The organism is uncultured Erythrobacter sp. (assembly GCF_947499705.1).
In the GTDB taxonomy this organism is placed as follows: Bacteria; Pseudomonadota; Alphaproteobacteria; order Sphingomonadales; family Sphingomonadaceae; genus Erythrobacter.
In genome coordinates, this window is sequence record NZ_CANMPJ010000001.1 from 2341588 (window position 1) to 2356334 (window position 14747).

Annotated in this window: 11 protein-coding genes; 7 read left to right on the forward strand and 4 right to left on the reverse strand. The window is 58.5% G+C overall.

All coding sequences use genetic code 11. The annotated features are described in order from the left end of the window. Positions 1-3: 3 nt before the first annotated feature. Positions 4-1212 (reverse strand): glycoside hydrolase family 88 protein, encoded by a 1209-nt coding sequence (locus Q0837_RS11020; RefSeq protein ID WP_298468840.1) that lies wholly within the window; start codon positions 1210-1212, stop codon positions 4-6. A gap of 163 nt (positions 1213-1375) precedes the next feature. Between Q0837_RS11020 and Q0837_RS11025 the strand changes: the two genes are divergently transcribed. Further along, positions 1376-2797: a sulfatase gene (locus Q0837_RS11025; protein ID WP_298468843.1), complete on the forward strand. Its 1422-nt coding sequence runs from the start codon at positions 1376-1378 to the stop codon at positions 2795-2797. Positions 2798-2804: 7 nt separating this feature from the next. On the opposite strand, the gene Q0837_RS11030 is transcribed toward Q0837_RS11025, so the two are convergent. The 3 genes from Q0837_RS11030 to Q0837_RS11040 form a co-directional block, all read right to left on the reverse strand. Next, positions 2805-4271, reverse strand: coding sequence for a cellulase family glycosylhydrolase (locus Q0837_RS11030; RefSeq protein WP_298468869.1), 1467 nt, complete (start codon positions 4269-4271; stop codon positions 2805-2807). Between the two features lie 68 nt (positions 4272-4339). Next, positions 4340-6277: a heparinase II/III family protein gene (locus tag Q0837_RS11035; protein WP_298468870.1), complete on the reverse strand. Its 1938-nt coding sequence runs from the start codon at positions 6275-6277 to the stop codon at positions 4340-4342. 195 nt (positions 6278-6472) lie between these two features. Continuing rightward, positions 6473-7522: a LacI family DNA-binding transcriptional regulator gene (locus tag Q0837_RS11040; RefSeq protein WP_298468871.1), complete on the reverse strand. Its 1050-nt coding sequence runs from the start codon at positions 7520-7522 to the stop codon at positions 6473-6475. 210 nt (positions 7523-7732) lie between these two features. Between Q0837_RS11040 and Q0837_RS11045 the strand changes: the two genes are divergently transcribed. The 6 genes from Q0837_RS11045 (at position 7733) to Q0837_RS11070 (ending at position 14738) form a co-directional block, all read left to right on the forward strand. Next, positions 7733-8701 carry a TRAP transporter substrate-binding protein gene (locus tag Q0837_RS11045; protein ID WP_298468873.1) on the forward strand — a complete coding sequence of 323 codons (969 nt, stop codon included), beginning with the start codon at positions 7733-7735 and terminating at the stop codon, positions 8699-8701. Continuing rightward, on the forward strand, positions 8698-9192 hold the full coding sequence (locus Q0837_RS11050) for a TRAP transporter small permease (RefSeq protein WP_298468875.1): 495 nt from the start codon (positions 8698-8700) through the stop codon (positions 9190-9192). The genes Q0837_RS11045 and Q0837_RS11050 overlap by 4 nt, the downstream gene beginning before the upstream one ends. Further along, positions 9189-10484, forward strand: coding sequence for a TRAP transporter large permease (locus Q0837_RS11055; protein WP_298468877.1), 1296 nt, complete (start codon positions 9189-9191; stop codon positions 10482-10484). The genes Q0837_RS11050 and Q0837_RS11055 overlap by 4 nt, the downstream gene beginning before the upstream one ends. Positions 10485-10597: 113 nt before the next feature. After that, positions 10598-12244: a hypothetical protein gene (locus tag Q0837_RS11060; protein WP_298468879.1), complete on the forward strand. Its 1647-nt coding sequence runs from the start codon at positions 10598-10600 to the stop codon at positions 12242-12244. 47 nt (positions 12245-12291) lie between these two features. Next, positions 12292-13254, forward strand: coding sequence for a DUF4861 family protein (locus Q0837_RS11065; RefSeq protein WP_298468881.1), 963 nt, complete (start codon positions 12292-12294; stop codon positions 13252-13254). After that, positions 13254-14738 (forward strand): sulfatase-like hydrolase/transferase, encoded by a 1485-nt coding sequence (locus Q0837_RS11070; protein ID WP_298468883.1) that lies wholly within the window; start codon positions 13254-13256, stop codon positions 14736-14738. The genes Q0837_RS11065 and Q0837_RS11070 overlap by 1 nt, the downstream gene beginning before the upstream one ends. Positions 14739-14747 lie beyond the last annotated feature (9 nt).

The following is a 14747-nucleotide window of genomic DNA, read 5'->3' on the forward strand; positions in this document are numbered from 1 at the left end:
GGTTCACAGCATCTCGGATGCAAACAGCAACATTCCGCCGGTCGCATAAAGCTGGCTGGTGTCGGCATCGGTGGTCTGGGGATCTTTGCCAATTTGCTGGACCCAGCCGACCTTGCCGCTGTCTGTGGTGGCCGTGCGCATCGCATCCCATGCCTTGTCACGAGCAGCCTCGTATTGCGCGCCTTCGATCATGCCGTTGTTCAGGCCCCATGCGAGACCGAAGCCGAAAAAGGCGGTTCCGCTGGTTTCGGGGTTGGTCAGATATTCCGCATCCATCAGTGAAGTGGGCCAATAGCCATCCGGACGCTGGATTTCGACGAGCTTTGCAGCAAGCGTCTTGAAAGTCTTGACCATCAGCGAGCGTTCAGGATGGTCGGCAGGCATATCTTCGATAAAGCGCGCAAGCCCTGCAAATACCCAGCCATTGCCCCGGCTCCAGAACACGGGCTGACCGTTGGGCGTTTTGGCGTCGAAATAACGGCTGTCGCGGAATAGCAGGCCGGTTTCCGGGTCTTGCAGATATTCGATCACCGCCCGCGTTTCGCTCGCGGCGTAATCCAGATAGCGCGGATCGCCCGATACCTTGGTCGCCAATGCCCATGATGGCGGGGCCATGAAGATCGCATCGGCCCAGCACCAGCGCCGCTGGCATGTGCCTTCGGTGTGGCCGTCTTCTGGCTCGATAAATTCGAGGCTCATCGTGTAGTTTTGCGCGATGATATGGTCGAACACTTCGATCGACTTCTTCATCATGGCCGGATTTTCGTCGCGCAGCGCGATTGCGCCATAGACTGCAGCGACGGCCTGATCATCACCGTGCCAGATGCGGTCTCCCAGCTCCATTCCGTTTTCATAAGCATATTGCCGCACGCGGTTCAGAAGCTTCTCGTCACCCAGCTTGGCGGCGTAGCGGTCAAGACCGATGTAAAATGCCGCCTTGACCCAGCCGCGCCCGTAAGAGCTTTCCGGGATTTTCCGATCAAGATAGCTCATGTCCTCTTTTGCCTGCAGCTGCCATGCGGCGACAGCGCAGCCGATCTCTTCAGCCGAAGCCTTTGAAGGAGCCACCAAAGCGGGCGCTTGCCACTGCGGCACGATGGCATCGCAGGAACGCGCTGCGCTTTCATTCGTGTGATCGTCAGCCGAGGCTGAACCCGCCCCGCCAATCGCAATTGCCAGCGCACCAAGCGCGGTCAGATGATGGATTTTCATGGGGCAGCTCTCCACTTTTCTCTGTTTGGCGCATTATGCTGCGCCTTGGTTGAAGCAGCATCTTGCCACTCAATATCGCGATTGCAATCCAGAAATGTTCATTTACGATCAAAATCGCGCATCAACAGGCATGTGCGAGGTGAATTGCGCAGGGAGACAGCAAATGGTTCAGGTGTCGCGCAGACAGTTTTCCGTGGGTGCATTGCTCGGCGCGACAATGCTTTCCGGCTGTTGGCAGTCCAGCGAAGTCGCAGGCGCCGCCGGAGCCAAGAACCTGCTACTCATCATCATCGACGATCTGAACGACTGGGTGACCGCATTGGGCGATCATCCTCAAGTCAAGACGCCGCATATCGACGCGCTGGCCGCGTCAGGCACGGTGTTTACGAATGCGCATGCGCAGGCTCCCATTTGCGGCCCGTCGCGCGCCAGCCTGTTCTCAGGCCTCTATCCAGCGCAGACCGGTATCTACGGCCAGATCAAGGATGCCGATCTTGGGCCCGCCGTGGCCGCGGCATCGCCGACCCTTCTTCTGCCGCAATATCTGCGTTCGCACGGTTTCTATGCTGCCGGTCGGGGCAAGGTCTCGCATCAGGGCGGTCAGGACGGTATGTTTGACGAATACCATCCTCGTTCTGAAAAGAACGGCGATTACGGCCCGAAACCGGAAAAGCGGATCAAGTGGGATAGCGACAAGACCCATACCGATTGGGGTGCCTACCCCGATACGGATGCGGAGATGATCGATCACATCACGGCGACATGGGGCGCAGAGTTCCTTCAGCGCGATCATACGCAGCCCTTCATGCTGGCGCTCGGTTTCGTGCGCCCGCATGTGCCGTGGTATGTTCCGCAGCGCTGGCTCGACAAGTTCCCGCTGGACGAAATCGAGATGCCCAAAGTGCGCGCCAACGACCTTGGCGATGTGCCTCAGGCCGCCCGCGATCTTGCCGCTGTACCGCAGATGCCGACGCTGGAATGGGCGATGGAGAACAAGGAGTGGCGCCCAATCATGCAGGCGTATCTCGCATCCATCGCGTTTGTGGATCATTGCGTGGGCATGGTGATGGAGAGCCTGAGCGCATCGGGCCGCGCCGACGATACGCTGGTCTGCCTTGCCTCTGACAATGGATACCACCTCGGCGAGAAACAGCGCTTTGCCAAAATGTCGCTGTGGGAACGGTCCACGCGCGTGCCATTGATGTTTGCCGGGCCGGGAATTCGCCCGCAAGTGATCACCGACCCGGTCGGCCTGATCGATATCTATCCCACTGCGATCGACATTCTGGACCTTCCCGCAAACGCGGAAAATGCAGGGCGCAGCCTCGCAGCTGTGCTGACGCAAGGGCGGGCGCTACCGGTTGAACCGCAGGTCTCCGTCTATGGCGAAGGCAATTACGCAGTGATCGACCCGGACCATCGCTATATCCGTTATGCCGATGGGTCAGAGGAACTGTACGATCTGCATAAAGACCCGAACGAATGGGTCAATCTTGCCGATGATCAGTCCCTGTCTCCGGTCAAAGACAGGCTGCGCACATACATTCCCGCCAATCCGCGCGCCGACGTGATGACGGCCCCTTAGCGCAGCTTCACAGCCCGTCGCGCCGCTGCGGTATTTGCGCAGGCGGCAAGTCTTTCCAGATACCCGCCGTGACCCGGACGTCGATCGATCCGGAAGCTTCGGGCCAACGCAGCACGAGGATTTGCTGCGCGCTTTCATCCCAGATGAAGTCTGCCAGCCGGCTGCCCTTCCCTGCGCGCGCCACCTGAAACGCCTCGTCGCTGCCAGGCGCATGGGTCAGAACCAATCCGTTGCTCAAATGCAGAGAGAAGCCATCAGGGTAATGCCGGTTCGCCCCGACAAACAGCGACGAAACGCCCTTGCTGTTATCCGGCGTAATCGTGGCTGAAAGCTCGCGCTGGGCAAAGTCATAGCGAAACCGCTCCAGGTCCCCGGCGATGATCTTGGGATAGGGGCGTGCGATAATGTCGGTGATGTATTTGCGCTCCACGGTCCCGCGGGATTGGTTGTCCTGAAAAATCGCCCATGTCGACGGACCACCGGGGAGGAAGTTCTGATAGCGCGGATTGCCAAGGAACCACGCCTTGATCGTGCCCATGCCGGTCTCATCGAAAATCTCTGCGGTGCGGATGTAAAACCGCTGATAGTGCAGTTGATCTTCCACGGACGTGTCCGTGGACATCAATGTTGGAAAGCCCCACTCGCCCACCAGAATTGGCGCATCGAGCATCTCTGCCTCTCGCTCGAAACGGCGCAGGATCGGTTCAATATAGTCGATCCTGTCCTGATAGATATGCGGCGCAAACACGACATTGCCGCCTTCGATCTGATCCTTGATCTCGGCATATTGATTGAATTCAATCGCCTCGCCCTTGTTCATGAAAATCGTCTGGCAAAGGAAAAGCTTGTCCGGATTGTAGGTGCGACCTTCAGCGATCAGGCGCTCGTAATAGGGGATCAGGAAATCACGCGTGAGATCATCGTATGAAATATCCATCGAGAGCTTGCGCGGTTCATTGACAAGATCATAGCCAACGACATCGGGATTGTCGGCAAACCGATCCCACATGATGTGCCAGGCCTTGGCGTAATTGTCCTGAATGCCGTTTGTATTGTTCCAGAATGCTTCCCACGAAAAATCAGGCACTCCGTACAGCGTCATCTTGAAGCTCGTGGTCATGCCAGCATCGCTGCCCAACTGCGTCAGCCTATCGAGTTTCTCGAGATAGGCAGGGTCGAAGGTGGTGCCCGGCATGGTCCCGAACCGGCTCAGCTCCAACCGGATCACCTGCGTGTTTGCGCCCATCCGCGCCATGCGCCAGTAATCGCCTTCATCGAACATCACCGGCTGATTGCCGTCATTCGTGTTCACGACAAAGCCGCGCGGGACATAATGGCGACCGTCTGCATCTCTCAAACCGTGCTTGATCTGCGCCTGCGCAGGCACAGCAAGCATCGCCAAAAGCGCGGCAGCCAAGATCCACAATGGCGCCGCAAGTAAGCCTGCCCTTTGCCCTGCTTTCAGAAAGCTCATCACAACCCCTTCGTTTTGGGAACGCAGCCAATCGGGCGTTTAATCGCCTACCGGATACGCTCAACTGACTATTCAAGAATGATATTGTCTTCGCCGACAAAGAACCGGTCGCTGTGGCCATCGGCAAAGCGGACGATGACCTCGAAACTGTAGCGCGCCGCGCCCGGGCGCACGTCAATCGTGGGCGGCGCGTCACCTGCAAACGGCACGACAAGGCTGATCAGTTCTGGGCTTTCCGCCTCAAACCGGGCGGCGATACGCCGGAGATATTTGTCATATCGGAATTCGGTACGCCGCCGGATCAGTGTAACCTCGCTCAGGTCATCCTCGCTCACGCGTAGCTGCTTGGTTCCCGAATAAGCGGCGAGCAAAGCCTTGCTGCCTGTGCGTTGGCCGTGGACTATCACTGCGTCGCCAGCTTGCTGCACCCGGTTGCCCGGATAGGTGATATAGCGGCTTTCAAACGGCTTTGGCCCGCTGTTCTCGGTCCGCGCGTCATCACGAAAGATGATGTAAGGGCGCGGCGTCCGCACGAAATAGAGCTTGCGGTCGGCCTGCCCTACGAAAGCCGCATCGAAATCGTAGGCTTCTTCGGCCTGGCCGCGCACAAACGCCCCGCGTTCATCCTCACGATATTCGACGATCCGCCCATCGCCGCCCTTGATCTGTTCGGCACCGTCGATCTTCAAAGTGGTGTGCGCATCGCTGCGTTCGAGCCAGTATTGCGGATCGATCAGAAACCCTTCGCCTTTGGCGTAAAATGTAACAGAGTTTTCATCCTGATGATCGTGTCCGCGATGCTTGTCGTAGCCGGATTTGAACGAGACATGCGCGGCATCCTCGCCGGTCCATTTGTCGCGCAGGAAAACCCGTCCCGATTCAAACCGGTGGCCTAGCGCGAGGCCAGCTGCCAAAGGGTCCAGCGGTCGCACCGGCTTATCTCCCCAGACAAACAGAAACGGCGCAGTATAGGATATGCCGAAATAGGAACCCAGCTCAGCGGTCGATCCGGACTTCTCCAAACTCTCAAGCGTGGCCCACAATTGATCGCCGCGATTGTGGCGCAAAACTCCGATTAACGCTGCGATCTCTGCAGGACGATCGAAATTGTCGTTGAGCGGAAGCATCAAGCCGTCAAAGGGCAGCAGCTTCCATACCATCTGATCGCCCACCAGCGCGAGTGTCTCATCTGCCTCGGCAATCAGATCGGGACCGCCGTGCCGCTTCAGAGCCATGGAAAACGGCACGGCACCGCCCAACCCGTATCCGACGTAATGCACGCCCTCGGTCGCGTAGCCGGTCGGGTCCGCAAAAGTCTGAAAGAAGGCGCGGGTGCGCCGGGTTGCCATTTCGACCCATTCCGGCCTGTCGCCCAGCGCGAGCGCGACCAGACCCAGCCCGCCGAAATGCACCGAATTGTGGTTGGAAGATGATACGCCGGGCACGTCCTTGCCCCAGGTTGTGTTTGCCTCGAACAGGATCGTGCCGATTTCTTCCATCTCCGCGCGCACTTCGGCGCGCTCGGCATCGCTTAGCGTGTCATACAACCAGTCATATCCAATCGCGAAGGCCTGCGCCGCGTCCCCTTGTTGCAAGTGGGTCTGCCAATGCTTCTTGTTGCCCGGCTGCGTCTGGCGGACCACGGCGAGTAGGATTTTGCGTCCCTTCGCCGCGTAGCGTGGATCTCCGGTCAGATATGTCGCAAAGCCCAAAGTACCGAGGCGGTTCTGCAACGCACGCCCTGCAGTGCCCAAGGAGTTCTGGTTCGAGACAAGCGGATAAGGATCGGTCGGGGTCGCAAGGAATTGGTCGGCCTTGCGCAGGATTTGCTCCCTGGCCGTCCGAAGCCAGGGCAGGCTTTGCGATCGCGCCTCAATCTGCGCGTGATCAGCCGGATCAAAGAACAGATCAGGCCGATCCTGCGCTGAAAGCGGCGAACCGGAAAGACCAAGAGAAACCGACGCCAAAGCAACACAAAAGCTCGCAATCAGATATGACTTTGCCATTGCGCCCGCCTCGGTCCAGTTCTGGCAGCCAAACCAAAGGCCGTGGCCGCGCTCATGCCCAAGGGATCAACATCAAGCCCTCAAGCTCATTATTGATCAATATTGACCTATTTTGATTGTCCGTGCAATAGCTCCGCGATGTGGAGAGCTTCAATCACATCCAAGGCAGCCAGAAAGCGAGCCGCAAGCCTCTCGTCAGCTGAGCCGGGCCGAGGATCTCTCAACAATGTGCGACGGGACGATAACCTGCTCGAGATCGAGCTTGGCCGTCCCATCGCCCAAAAACTCGGGAACCAGTTTCATCGCGGCCAACCGGCCCATCTCTTCAATCGGCCAGTGGATCGTCGAGAGCGGCGGCCAGACATGCGATGCCGTGGCCGTATCGTCGAACCCGACAATATCCAGATCATCGGGAACAGCGATGCCAAGCCCATGCGCCGCATGAAGAACGCCAGACGCCATCTCGTCATTGCTGGCAAATATGGCGCTGGGACGATCCGCGCGATCAAGCAAGCTCATGCCCGCCTTCAGACCGGATTCGAACCTGTAGCTGCCCTTTTCCATCAATCCGGGGTCCGGTTTCAGCCCAGCCTCTCCCAGCGCATCAAGGAAGCCGTTTTCGCGCTCCAACGGCGATCTGAAACCGTCAGGCCCTCTCACAAAGCCGATCCTTGTATGCCCGCGTTTGATCAGGGCCGCGACCATTTGCTGAACGATTTCGCGGTCATTGGAGGCGACACAATGCGCCGGTTCATCGAGCACGGTCGAACCGATCCGCATATATGCAACATCCAGTCGCCGACACAGATCGACGATTTCGTCACGCTCCGAAATCGGCGGCAGGATCAGCACTCCCAGCGGTCGCTGCTTGCTCAGAAAGGTTTCGATATCGTCGAGCAGATCGGGGGAAGTTCGATCAACCGGCCGCACAGCGAGCGCCAGCTCGGTATCCTTGATCGCGGACAGAACACCTTTTTGAAAATTGAGCACGGTCTGCCCGTTTGGATTGTCATGCAGCAGCGCGATCATGAAGTTGCGGCGCAGCGCCAGCGCTCTCGCCTGGGGATTGGGGACATAGCCCAGCTGATCAATCGCGACCGAGACTTTCTCCCGGGTTGCAGCGCTCATCAATGGAGATTTGTTGATGAACCGGCTGACAGTCTTCTTGGAAACACCCGCCAGCGCGGCCACGTCATTGATCGTGGGCGCGCTCTGATTTTGCGGATTGTCGCCATCATACGTCATGGTTTGCCACCCCTATCAGGCATCGAACGAGGATTGAATTTCGTCCGGGTCCTGCTGTCACCATCAATTAGTCATGGCAATCACATAAATCATGCTTGCACATAATATGACACCGGTTACCAACACTGTCCTGATCTGCTTTGGGAGGCAAGGTCGGGTTTAGCAGGGAGAGAGAATGTGCTCGTCCAATCAAGACGTCGGCATCTGCAAATGCTGTCAGTAGCAGGCCTGGCAGGGTTATTGCCGGGTTGCGCGCGTCTGGGAGCGTCCAACCGCATCACGCTCGCCCATACTCTGGACGAACAGCATCCAGTTCATCTCGCTATGGCCCGGTTCCGTGATGAACTGATCCGTCTGTCGGGATCGACCCTGGCGGTAGAAATCTTCCCCAACGCGCAGCTTGGAACCGAGCGGGAGCTGGTCGAGCTGGTTCAGCTCGGGGCCATATCCATGACCAAGGTTTCATCGCTGTCGCTAGAGAATTTCGCACCCGATATGGGTGTCTATTCGCTGCCCTATATTTTCGACGACAGCGAACATCAGAAACGCGTTGTGCAAAGTGAAATCGGGCAGGAGATTCTGAGCGGCCTCAGCAAGATCCTGCTCAAGGGGATGGGCCATTACGACGCAGGCGCCCGAAGTTTCTATATGACGGGCGGGCCAGTCAATACGCCGGACGATATACGCGGCAAGACCTTGCGCGTGTTGCCCAGTGAAGCCCTGATCAAGACGGTCGAAACGTTTGGCGGAGCAGCCACTCCGATTGCCTTTGGCGAGCTATACGCAGCCCTGCAGCAGGGCGTTGTCGATGGCGCGGAAAACAACCCGCCCAGTGTGCTCAGCGCGCGGCATCACGAAGTGTGCAATTACTATTCGCTCGATGAGCATGTCAGCGCCCCTGATGTTGTGGTGATGAGCCAGAGCGTTTGGGACGGTCTGACCGAAGAGCAAAAAGGGTGGGCAACCGAAGCGATGGCGGCATCGGAAAGCTATCAGCGCGAGTTGTGGCGTAAGGCATCCGATGACGCTCTGGCCGAAATCGAAGCGAGCGGGGTTGCAATCAACAGGCCGGACAAGGCGCCATTCCGCGCCGCCGTCGCCGACTTCAAGGCCAGCTTTGACGGAACACGGATTGGAGACCTCGCCGCCCGGATCGAAGCTATGTCGGAGACCGCATGATGCGTATTATCGTAGAAAAGGCGCTTGCCGGAATTCTGGTTCTTTTGTTCAGCGCCACAGTGCTCACCGTAATCTGGCAGGTGATCGGTCGATATGTGCTGGAAGCTCCGAGCTCGGCGACCGAGGAAATTGCACGCTTCCTTCTGATATGGCTGGGCATGGTTTCAATGGCATATGCCTTTGCCAAGCGGATGCATGTGGGCGTGGATCTCATTTCAGCCAGACTTTCGCCGTCCGCACGCAAGGGTTCGGCGCGCGCGATCTGGCTGGTATGCGCAGCGTTCGCTCTGGCAGTCATGGTCTATGGCGGGGGATTGCTGGTCAATGTGACGGCGACACTCGGCCAGACTTCGGCTGCGCTCGGACTGCCCATGTGGACCATTTACAGCATCATGCCCGCTTGCGGACTGGTGATTGCCTATTTCGCGATCTCATTCCTGATTGAAGGTGTCGCGACCGAAGAAGAGAAGATCGAAGGAGAAGTCCAATGACAACCGGGCTTATCCTCGTTCTCGTATTCTTCATACTGGTCGCGCTTAACGTACCGATCGGATTTGCGATCGGGCTTTCCACGCTGGCCGCGCTGGTTGCGATCATGCCGTTCGATCCTGCCACCACCACCATGGCACAGCGTATGGTGGCCGGGTTGGACAGCTTCACGCTTCTGGCAATCCCGTTCTTCATTCTGAGCGGGTATCTTATGGGAGCCGGGGGAGTTGCGAGACGGTTGATTGACGCAGCAAAGGGCTTGATCGGCGCGCTCCCCGGAGGCCTTGCGGTTGTCAGCATCATTTCCAGCATGCTGTTTGGCTCTGTCTCGGGCTCGGCCGTGGCTGCCACATCGGCAATCGGTTCGTTCATGGTGCCCGCGATGAAGAAGGAAGGGTATGACGCGCCGTTCGCGGCCTCAGTCACCACTTCTGCGTCGATCCTCGGACTGCTGATCCCGCCATCCAACGTGATGATCGTCTATGCGGTGGCCGCCGGCGGCGTATCAATCGGTGCGCTATTCCTTGCCGGATACGGCCCCGGCCTGCTGGCCGGCCTCGCCCTGGTCATCGCGGCCGTGATCGTTGCGCGCAAAGAAGGCTATCCAGTCTCCGAAAGGCTTCCATTCAAGGATTCCATTCGCACTGTCTTCCCTGCCATTCCCAGTATCGCAATGCTCGTCATCGTTGTTGGCGGCATTGTGTCCGGCATCTTTACCGCGACAGAAGCAAGCGCGTTTGCCGTGGTATATTCATTGATCCTGGGCGTCTTCGTTCACCGTGAAATGGCATGGAAGGACTTGCCCGGTGTAATCGTCAAGTCGGCTGAAACAACCGGCATTGTGCTGTTCCTGATCGCGGCATCGACCGGGATGGCCTGGATGCTCGCCTATTCGGGATTGCCCGGCGCAATCGCGGCAGCGCTGCTGACCATTTCGGACAATCCGCTCCTGCTGCTGCTGTTGATCAACGTCGTCCTGCTGATCGTCGGCGCGTTTCTGGATATCACTCCGGCGATATTGATCTTCACCCCCATCCTGTTGCCTGTCGCGGTGGCTCTGGGCATCTCACCTGTGCATTTCGGGATGATCCTGATCTTCAACCTGTCGATCGGGTTGTGCACGCCGCCGGTGGGAACAGTGCTGTTCGTTGGCGCGGCAGTGGGCGAAACCAAAGTGGCCGCGATGATCAAGCCGATGATCCCGCTCTATCTGGCGATGCTCGCTGCACTAGCGGTCACAACAGCCGTTCCAGCTCTGTCAGAGGCGCTGCCACGGTTCTTCGGAATGATGTGAGACGTTAGTAGCACCCGCGACCAATAATCTTTTTTGATCATTTTCGATCAATTTCTTGCATCGGACGGAAAGCGGGTTAATCTCTCGCCCAAAGAATCCGAGGGGGAAAATACGTGGAAGAATTCGAACGCGAGCCGGTTGCTCCAACGGCGCTGAAGCCGGGCAGGTACTTTGCGGCATCCTACGCAGGTGAGCATGTTGCCGGTACAGAGTTCGTTATTGGCGCCATGTTTGTTTCGTGGGGTGTCGGCGCCGGAGATGTGATTTCGGGACTGCTGCTAGGCAACCTTCTCGCCGTTCTCAGCTGGGTGTTGATTTGCGCCCCTATCGCGACCGAGACCCGGCTTACCCTCTACGCCTATCTCGAGAAAATTGCCGGACCCGGCTTCATCAAGATTTATAGTGTGATCAACGGCGTGCTGTTCTGCATTTTGGCCGGGGCAATGATCACCGTTTCGGCCAGCGCTGTCCGTATCCTTTTCGGAATCCCGCCGCAGGTCGAATGGTATCCGACCAGCATGACCTTTGTTTTCATCGCACTGGGCGTCGGCGCAGTCGTCTCCTTCGCCGCGATGCGCGGTTTCAGTTTCGTCGCACGCTTCTCCGAAGTTGCCGCGCCCTGGATGATTGCGATGTTCTTCGTTGGCGGGGCGGCATTGCTACCGGTTATCCTCGCCGGAACGCCATCGGTCTCCAGTGTCGGCAGCTACGGGGATTTCCTCAATCTGGCAGAGACCAGCATCTGGATCGATCAAGGCACCGAGATGGGATTCTGGCATGTCGTCGCCATCGCCTGGGGGGCGAACCTCGCCTTCCATGGCGGGCTGGGCGACATGTCGATCCTGCGCTTTGCGCGCCGCTCTTCCTATGCGTGGTATTCCTCTATCGGAATGTTCATTGGCCACTTCGCAGCCTGGCTTGCGGCGGGCATCATGGGCGCTGGCGCGGCGATGATCCTGAAGCAGCCGCTAACCTCGCTGGATGCGGGCGAAGTCGCGTTTCAGGCGCTTGGCCCGATCGGCATTCTGGCCGTGATTGTGGCGGGTTGGACGACATCCAATCCGACCATTTACCGTTCAGGTCTCGCGTTCCAGTCGCTTCACCCGGCATGGTCACGCGAGAAGGTGACTCTGGTCGTCGGCGTGATCACGACGATCATCGCCTGTTTCCCGTTCGTCTTCACGCGGCTGCTTGATTTCCTAGGCATCATGGCACTGGTGATGGCACCAATCGGCGGGTTGATTTTCGCTGAACACTTCCTGTTCAAGAAGATCGGCCTGACACGCTACTGGCGCTCGGCCAGCGGAGCAGCGCTCAACATACCCGCGCTGTTGACGTGGATCGCCAGTGTCGCGGTTGCCGCGCTGCTGGGATACGAGCTTGGCGTGCATGTCCTGTTCCTGTTCGTGCCCGCCTGGCTGACAGCCATGGTGCTGTATCCGGTTTTGGCTTCGGCGATGGGAGCGAAAACGGTCGACAAGGCTCAGCTGGCAGCATCCGAACAGGCAGAGAGCGATCGCCGCGCGGCGGAGCAGTCCTTTCTGGACAGTCACACCAAGCCCCAGCTTGCTGCGTCGAACACCAATCGTCTGTTCCTCATCGGTGCAAGCCTCTCGCTTGTGGCGGCGATCGTCCTGGGAATTACCGCTTTGACGACAGGCGATCTGGCGCGTTTCCAGTCGCTGATCATCTGGCCCACTGTGACCTATTTCGTCTTCGCGATTGTGCTCGTGCTGCGGGAATCGACCGCGCAGGAATAGACCATATGGCAATCAACCAACGTTCTGATCGGTTAGGAGATTTGCGAGTGAAAGTTTCAGGAATTGCGGCATCGCTCATCCTCGCAGCAAGTGTTGCGGCATGCTCTGCCGAGACAGGCGGAGCCGACACTGGCGGGACCGAAGGAGCGGCAAACGACGCTGCGGCAGTGATCGTGGATTTGCGCGTGCGCGACAATCCGGAAGCAGCCTATGTTTCTTTGCAGGAATTCACAGTTCCGGCCTCGCACGAGATCGGCGATGGCATGATGCCCTATGAAGGGATCGGCTGGGAGAACGGGCTGGTTGGGTATCGCATGTATCTCGATGGCCGACTGGTCAGCGACATATTCGGCAAGCAATCGCCAGATCCAGCCCTTGGACAAATCGACGAATACGGCAGCTATCACGAGCTCGCCCCGTGGGGCATGGACGTGCTCAAGGTCGGGCCAAGCCTGGGGCTTGGCGGCATTGGCATCATGCGCGGCGATCAGCCAGAACAGTTTGGCTCCGTGCCAGAGCTTTCGGCCAGCATTGGCGAAACCGGCGCGGCAAACGGTGTCTTCACTATCACGGCCGGAGGGATCGAGGGGGCATCGGGCAACACTGGCGGCTTTGTTGCCGACTATTCGATTGGATCAGACAGCCCGCTAACCCGGGTTAAGGTAAAAACGAATGGCGAGCTTCCCCTGGCAACCGGCCTTGTCATGCATGACGGGGCAGAACTGCTGCAATCAGACGGTGCGGAAGGCACGTGGCGCTATGTCGCGACATGGGGTGACACGCAAAGCGAGAACAAGGATGGCCTGGGCATGGCGCTGTTCTACCGCGCTAATGAAGCGACCTATGGCGGCCTTGCGAACTCGACCCATTTTGTGGCCTTCGGTCAGCCGGAATTTGAATACGCATTCCTTGCCGCTTGGGAGCTTGATCCCTCAGGCATCAATTCGCGCGAAGCATTTGCGGCACTGCTGACCAAAGAACTGGCCGAGCTTGAAGGAACGACCGAATAATGACCCGCAAATTCATAGCTCTTTGCGCCGCCACGAGTGTTCTGGCCCTTTCAGGCTGCGCTGCAACCACCAGCCTTGCCAACAACACAAGCGAGCCTGCGGTCGCAGCAACACCAGCGGTTGAGGCACCCCGCCCCAATATCCTGCTCATCCTGTTTGACGACATGGGATACGGACAGCTGGGGATCACTGGCCACAGCATCATCAAGACGCCGAATATCGATGCGCTGGCGCGTGAAGGCATGATCTTCTCCAATGGCTACGCAGGCAGTACCGTGTGCTCACCCTCGCGTATTTCGCTAATGACCGGACGTGACGCCTCCCGGCTGAGCAGCACCGCAAATACGGTGTCGCTGCAAAAGGGCGACCGCACTATGGCGCACGTGCTGGGTGATGCGGGCTATACCACCGCACTGTTTGGCAAGTTTGGCATCGGCACGACCTTTGGTGAGACGGACCCGATGACGATGGGTTTCCAGCAATGGAAAGGCCTGCTGCACAACATTCAGGCGCACCGCCAGTTTCCGATGTTCCTGTTCGAGAACAACAAGATGGTCCCGGTGCCTGAAAACCGGGCTGGCGCGCGAGATGGCTATGCCCAGCGACTGTTTACGGATGACGCGCTGGAATTTCTGGACACGCAGGATGGCAGCAAGCCGTTCTTTGCTTTCGTCAGCTACACATCACCGCACTCGGAAATGGCCGCGCCTGAGGAATTCGTTGCCCCCTATCGCGGCAAATTCCCGGAGACCCCTTATAACGGTCTAGCTGGCCCCACCCCGGCGAGCCAGTTTCCGGACTATTATCCACTCGCGATTGACGAGCCGAATGCCGTCCAAGCGGGCATGATCGCCGCGCTGGATTCCTATGTTGGCGAACTGGTCGCCAAGCTTGAAGCGCAGGGCCTAAAAGACAACACGCTGATCATCATCACCTCCGACAACGGCCCTCACTCCGAAGGCGGCGGCGACCCGATCGGGATTGCCGCTGGCGGCCCATATCGCGGCGGCAAACGCGATCTGACCGAAGGCGGCATTCACATGCCATTCCTCGCGACATGGCCTTCCGTCATCAGATCCGGACGGGTGGAAGATGAACCCGTAATATTTGCAGACCTGTTGCCCACCCTAGGGGCGCTTGCGGGCAGGCCCGATGCGGCTGAAGCGATGGGCGCCAATGGCGTATCGCTGGCCAAATTGCTGATGCGTGAAGATGCCGAACTGCCGGAACGCATGCTCTATTGGGCATTTTCGCGCCAGCTCGGCGATCCCAATTCCGGCGTGATTGGCGTCACCCAGCAAGCCGGACGCATCGGCAAATGGAAAGCAATTCGCGTAGAAAAGGACGCGCCCGTTGAGCTGTACGATCTGTCAAAGGATCCCGGCGAGGCGAATGATGTCTCCGCTCAGAACCCGGCCATTGCGGCGGACTTTGCTGCGCGGTTCGATGCCGAAATTGTGGAACAGGCGCGCTACGCCAAATAGCGCGCCCGA

Bases quoted from the DNA above. Each gene is read 5' to 3' on its own strand.
- Q0837_RS11020 (WP_298468840.1), bottom strand. From the start codon at position 1,212: ATGAAAATCCATCATCTGACCGCGCTTGGTGCGCTGGCAATTGCGATT.
- Q0837_RS11025 (WP_298468843.1), top strand. From the start codon at position 1,376: ATGGTTCAGGTGTCGCGCAGACAGTTTTCCGTGGGTGCATTGCTCGGC.
- Q0837_RS11030 (WP_298468869.1), bottom strand. From the start codon at position 4,271: ATGAGCTTTCTGAAAGCAGGGCAAAGGGCAGGCTTACTTGCGGCGCCA.
- Q0837_RS11035 (WP_298468870.1), bottom strand. From the start codon at position 6,277: ATGGCAAAGTCATATCTGATTGCGAGCTTTTGTGTTGCTTTGGCGTCG.
- Q0837_RS11040 (WP_298468871.1), bottom strand. From the start codon at position 7,522: ATGACGTATGATGGCGACAATCCGCAAAATCAGAGCGCGCCCACGATC.
- Q0837_RS11045 (WP_298468873.1), top strand. From the start codon at position 7,733: ATGCTGTCAGTAGCAGGCCTGGCAGGGTTATTGCCGGGTTGCGCGCGT.
- Q0837_RS11050 (WP_298468875.1), top strand. From the start codon at position 8,698: ATGATGCGTATTATCGTAGAAAAGGCGCTTGCCGGAATTCTGGTTCTT.
- Q0837_RS11055 (WP_298468877.1), top strand. From the start codon at position 9,189: ATGACAACCGGGCTTATCCTCGTTCTCGTATTCTTCATACTGGTCGCG.
- Q0837_RS11070 (WP_298468883.1), top strand. From the start codon at position 13,254: ATGACCCGCAAATTCATAGCTCTTTGCGCCGCCACGAGTGTTCTGGCC.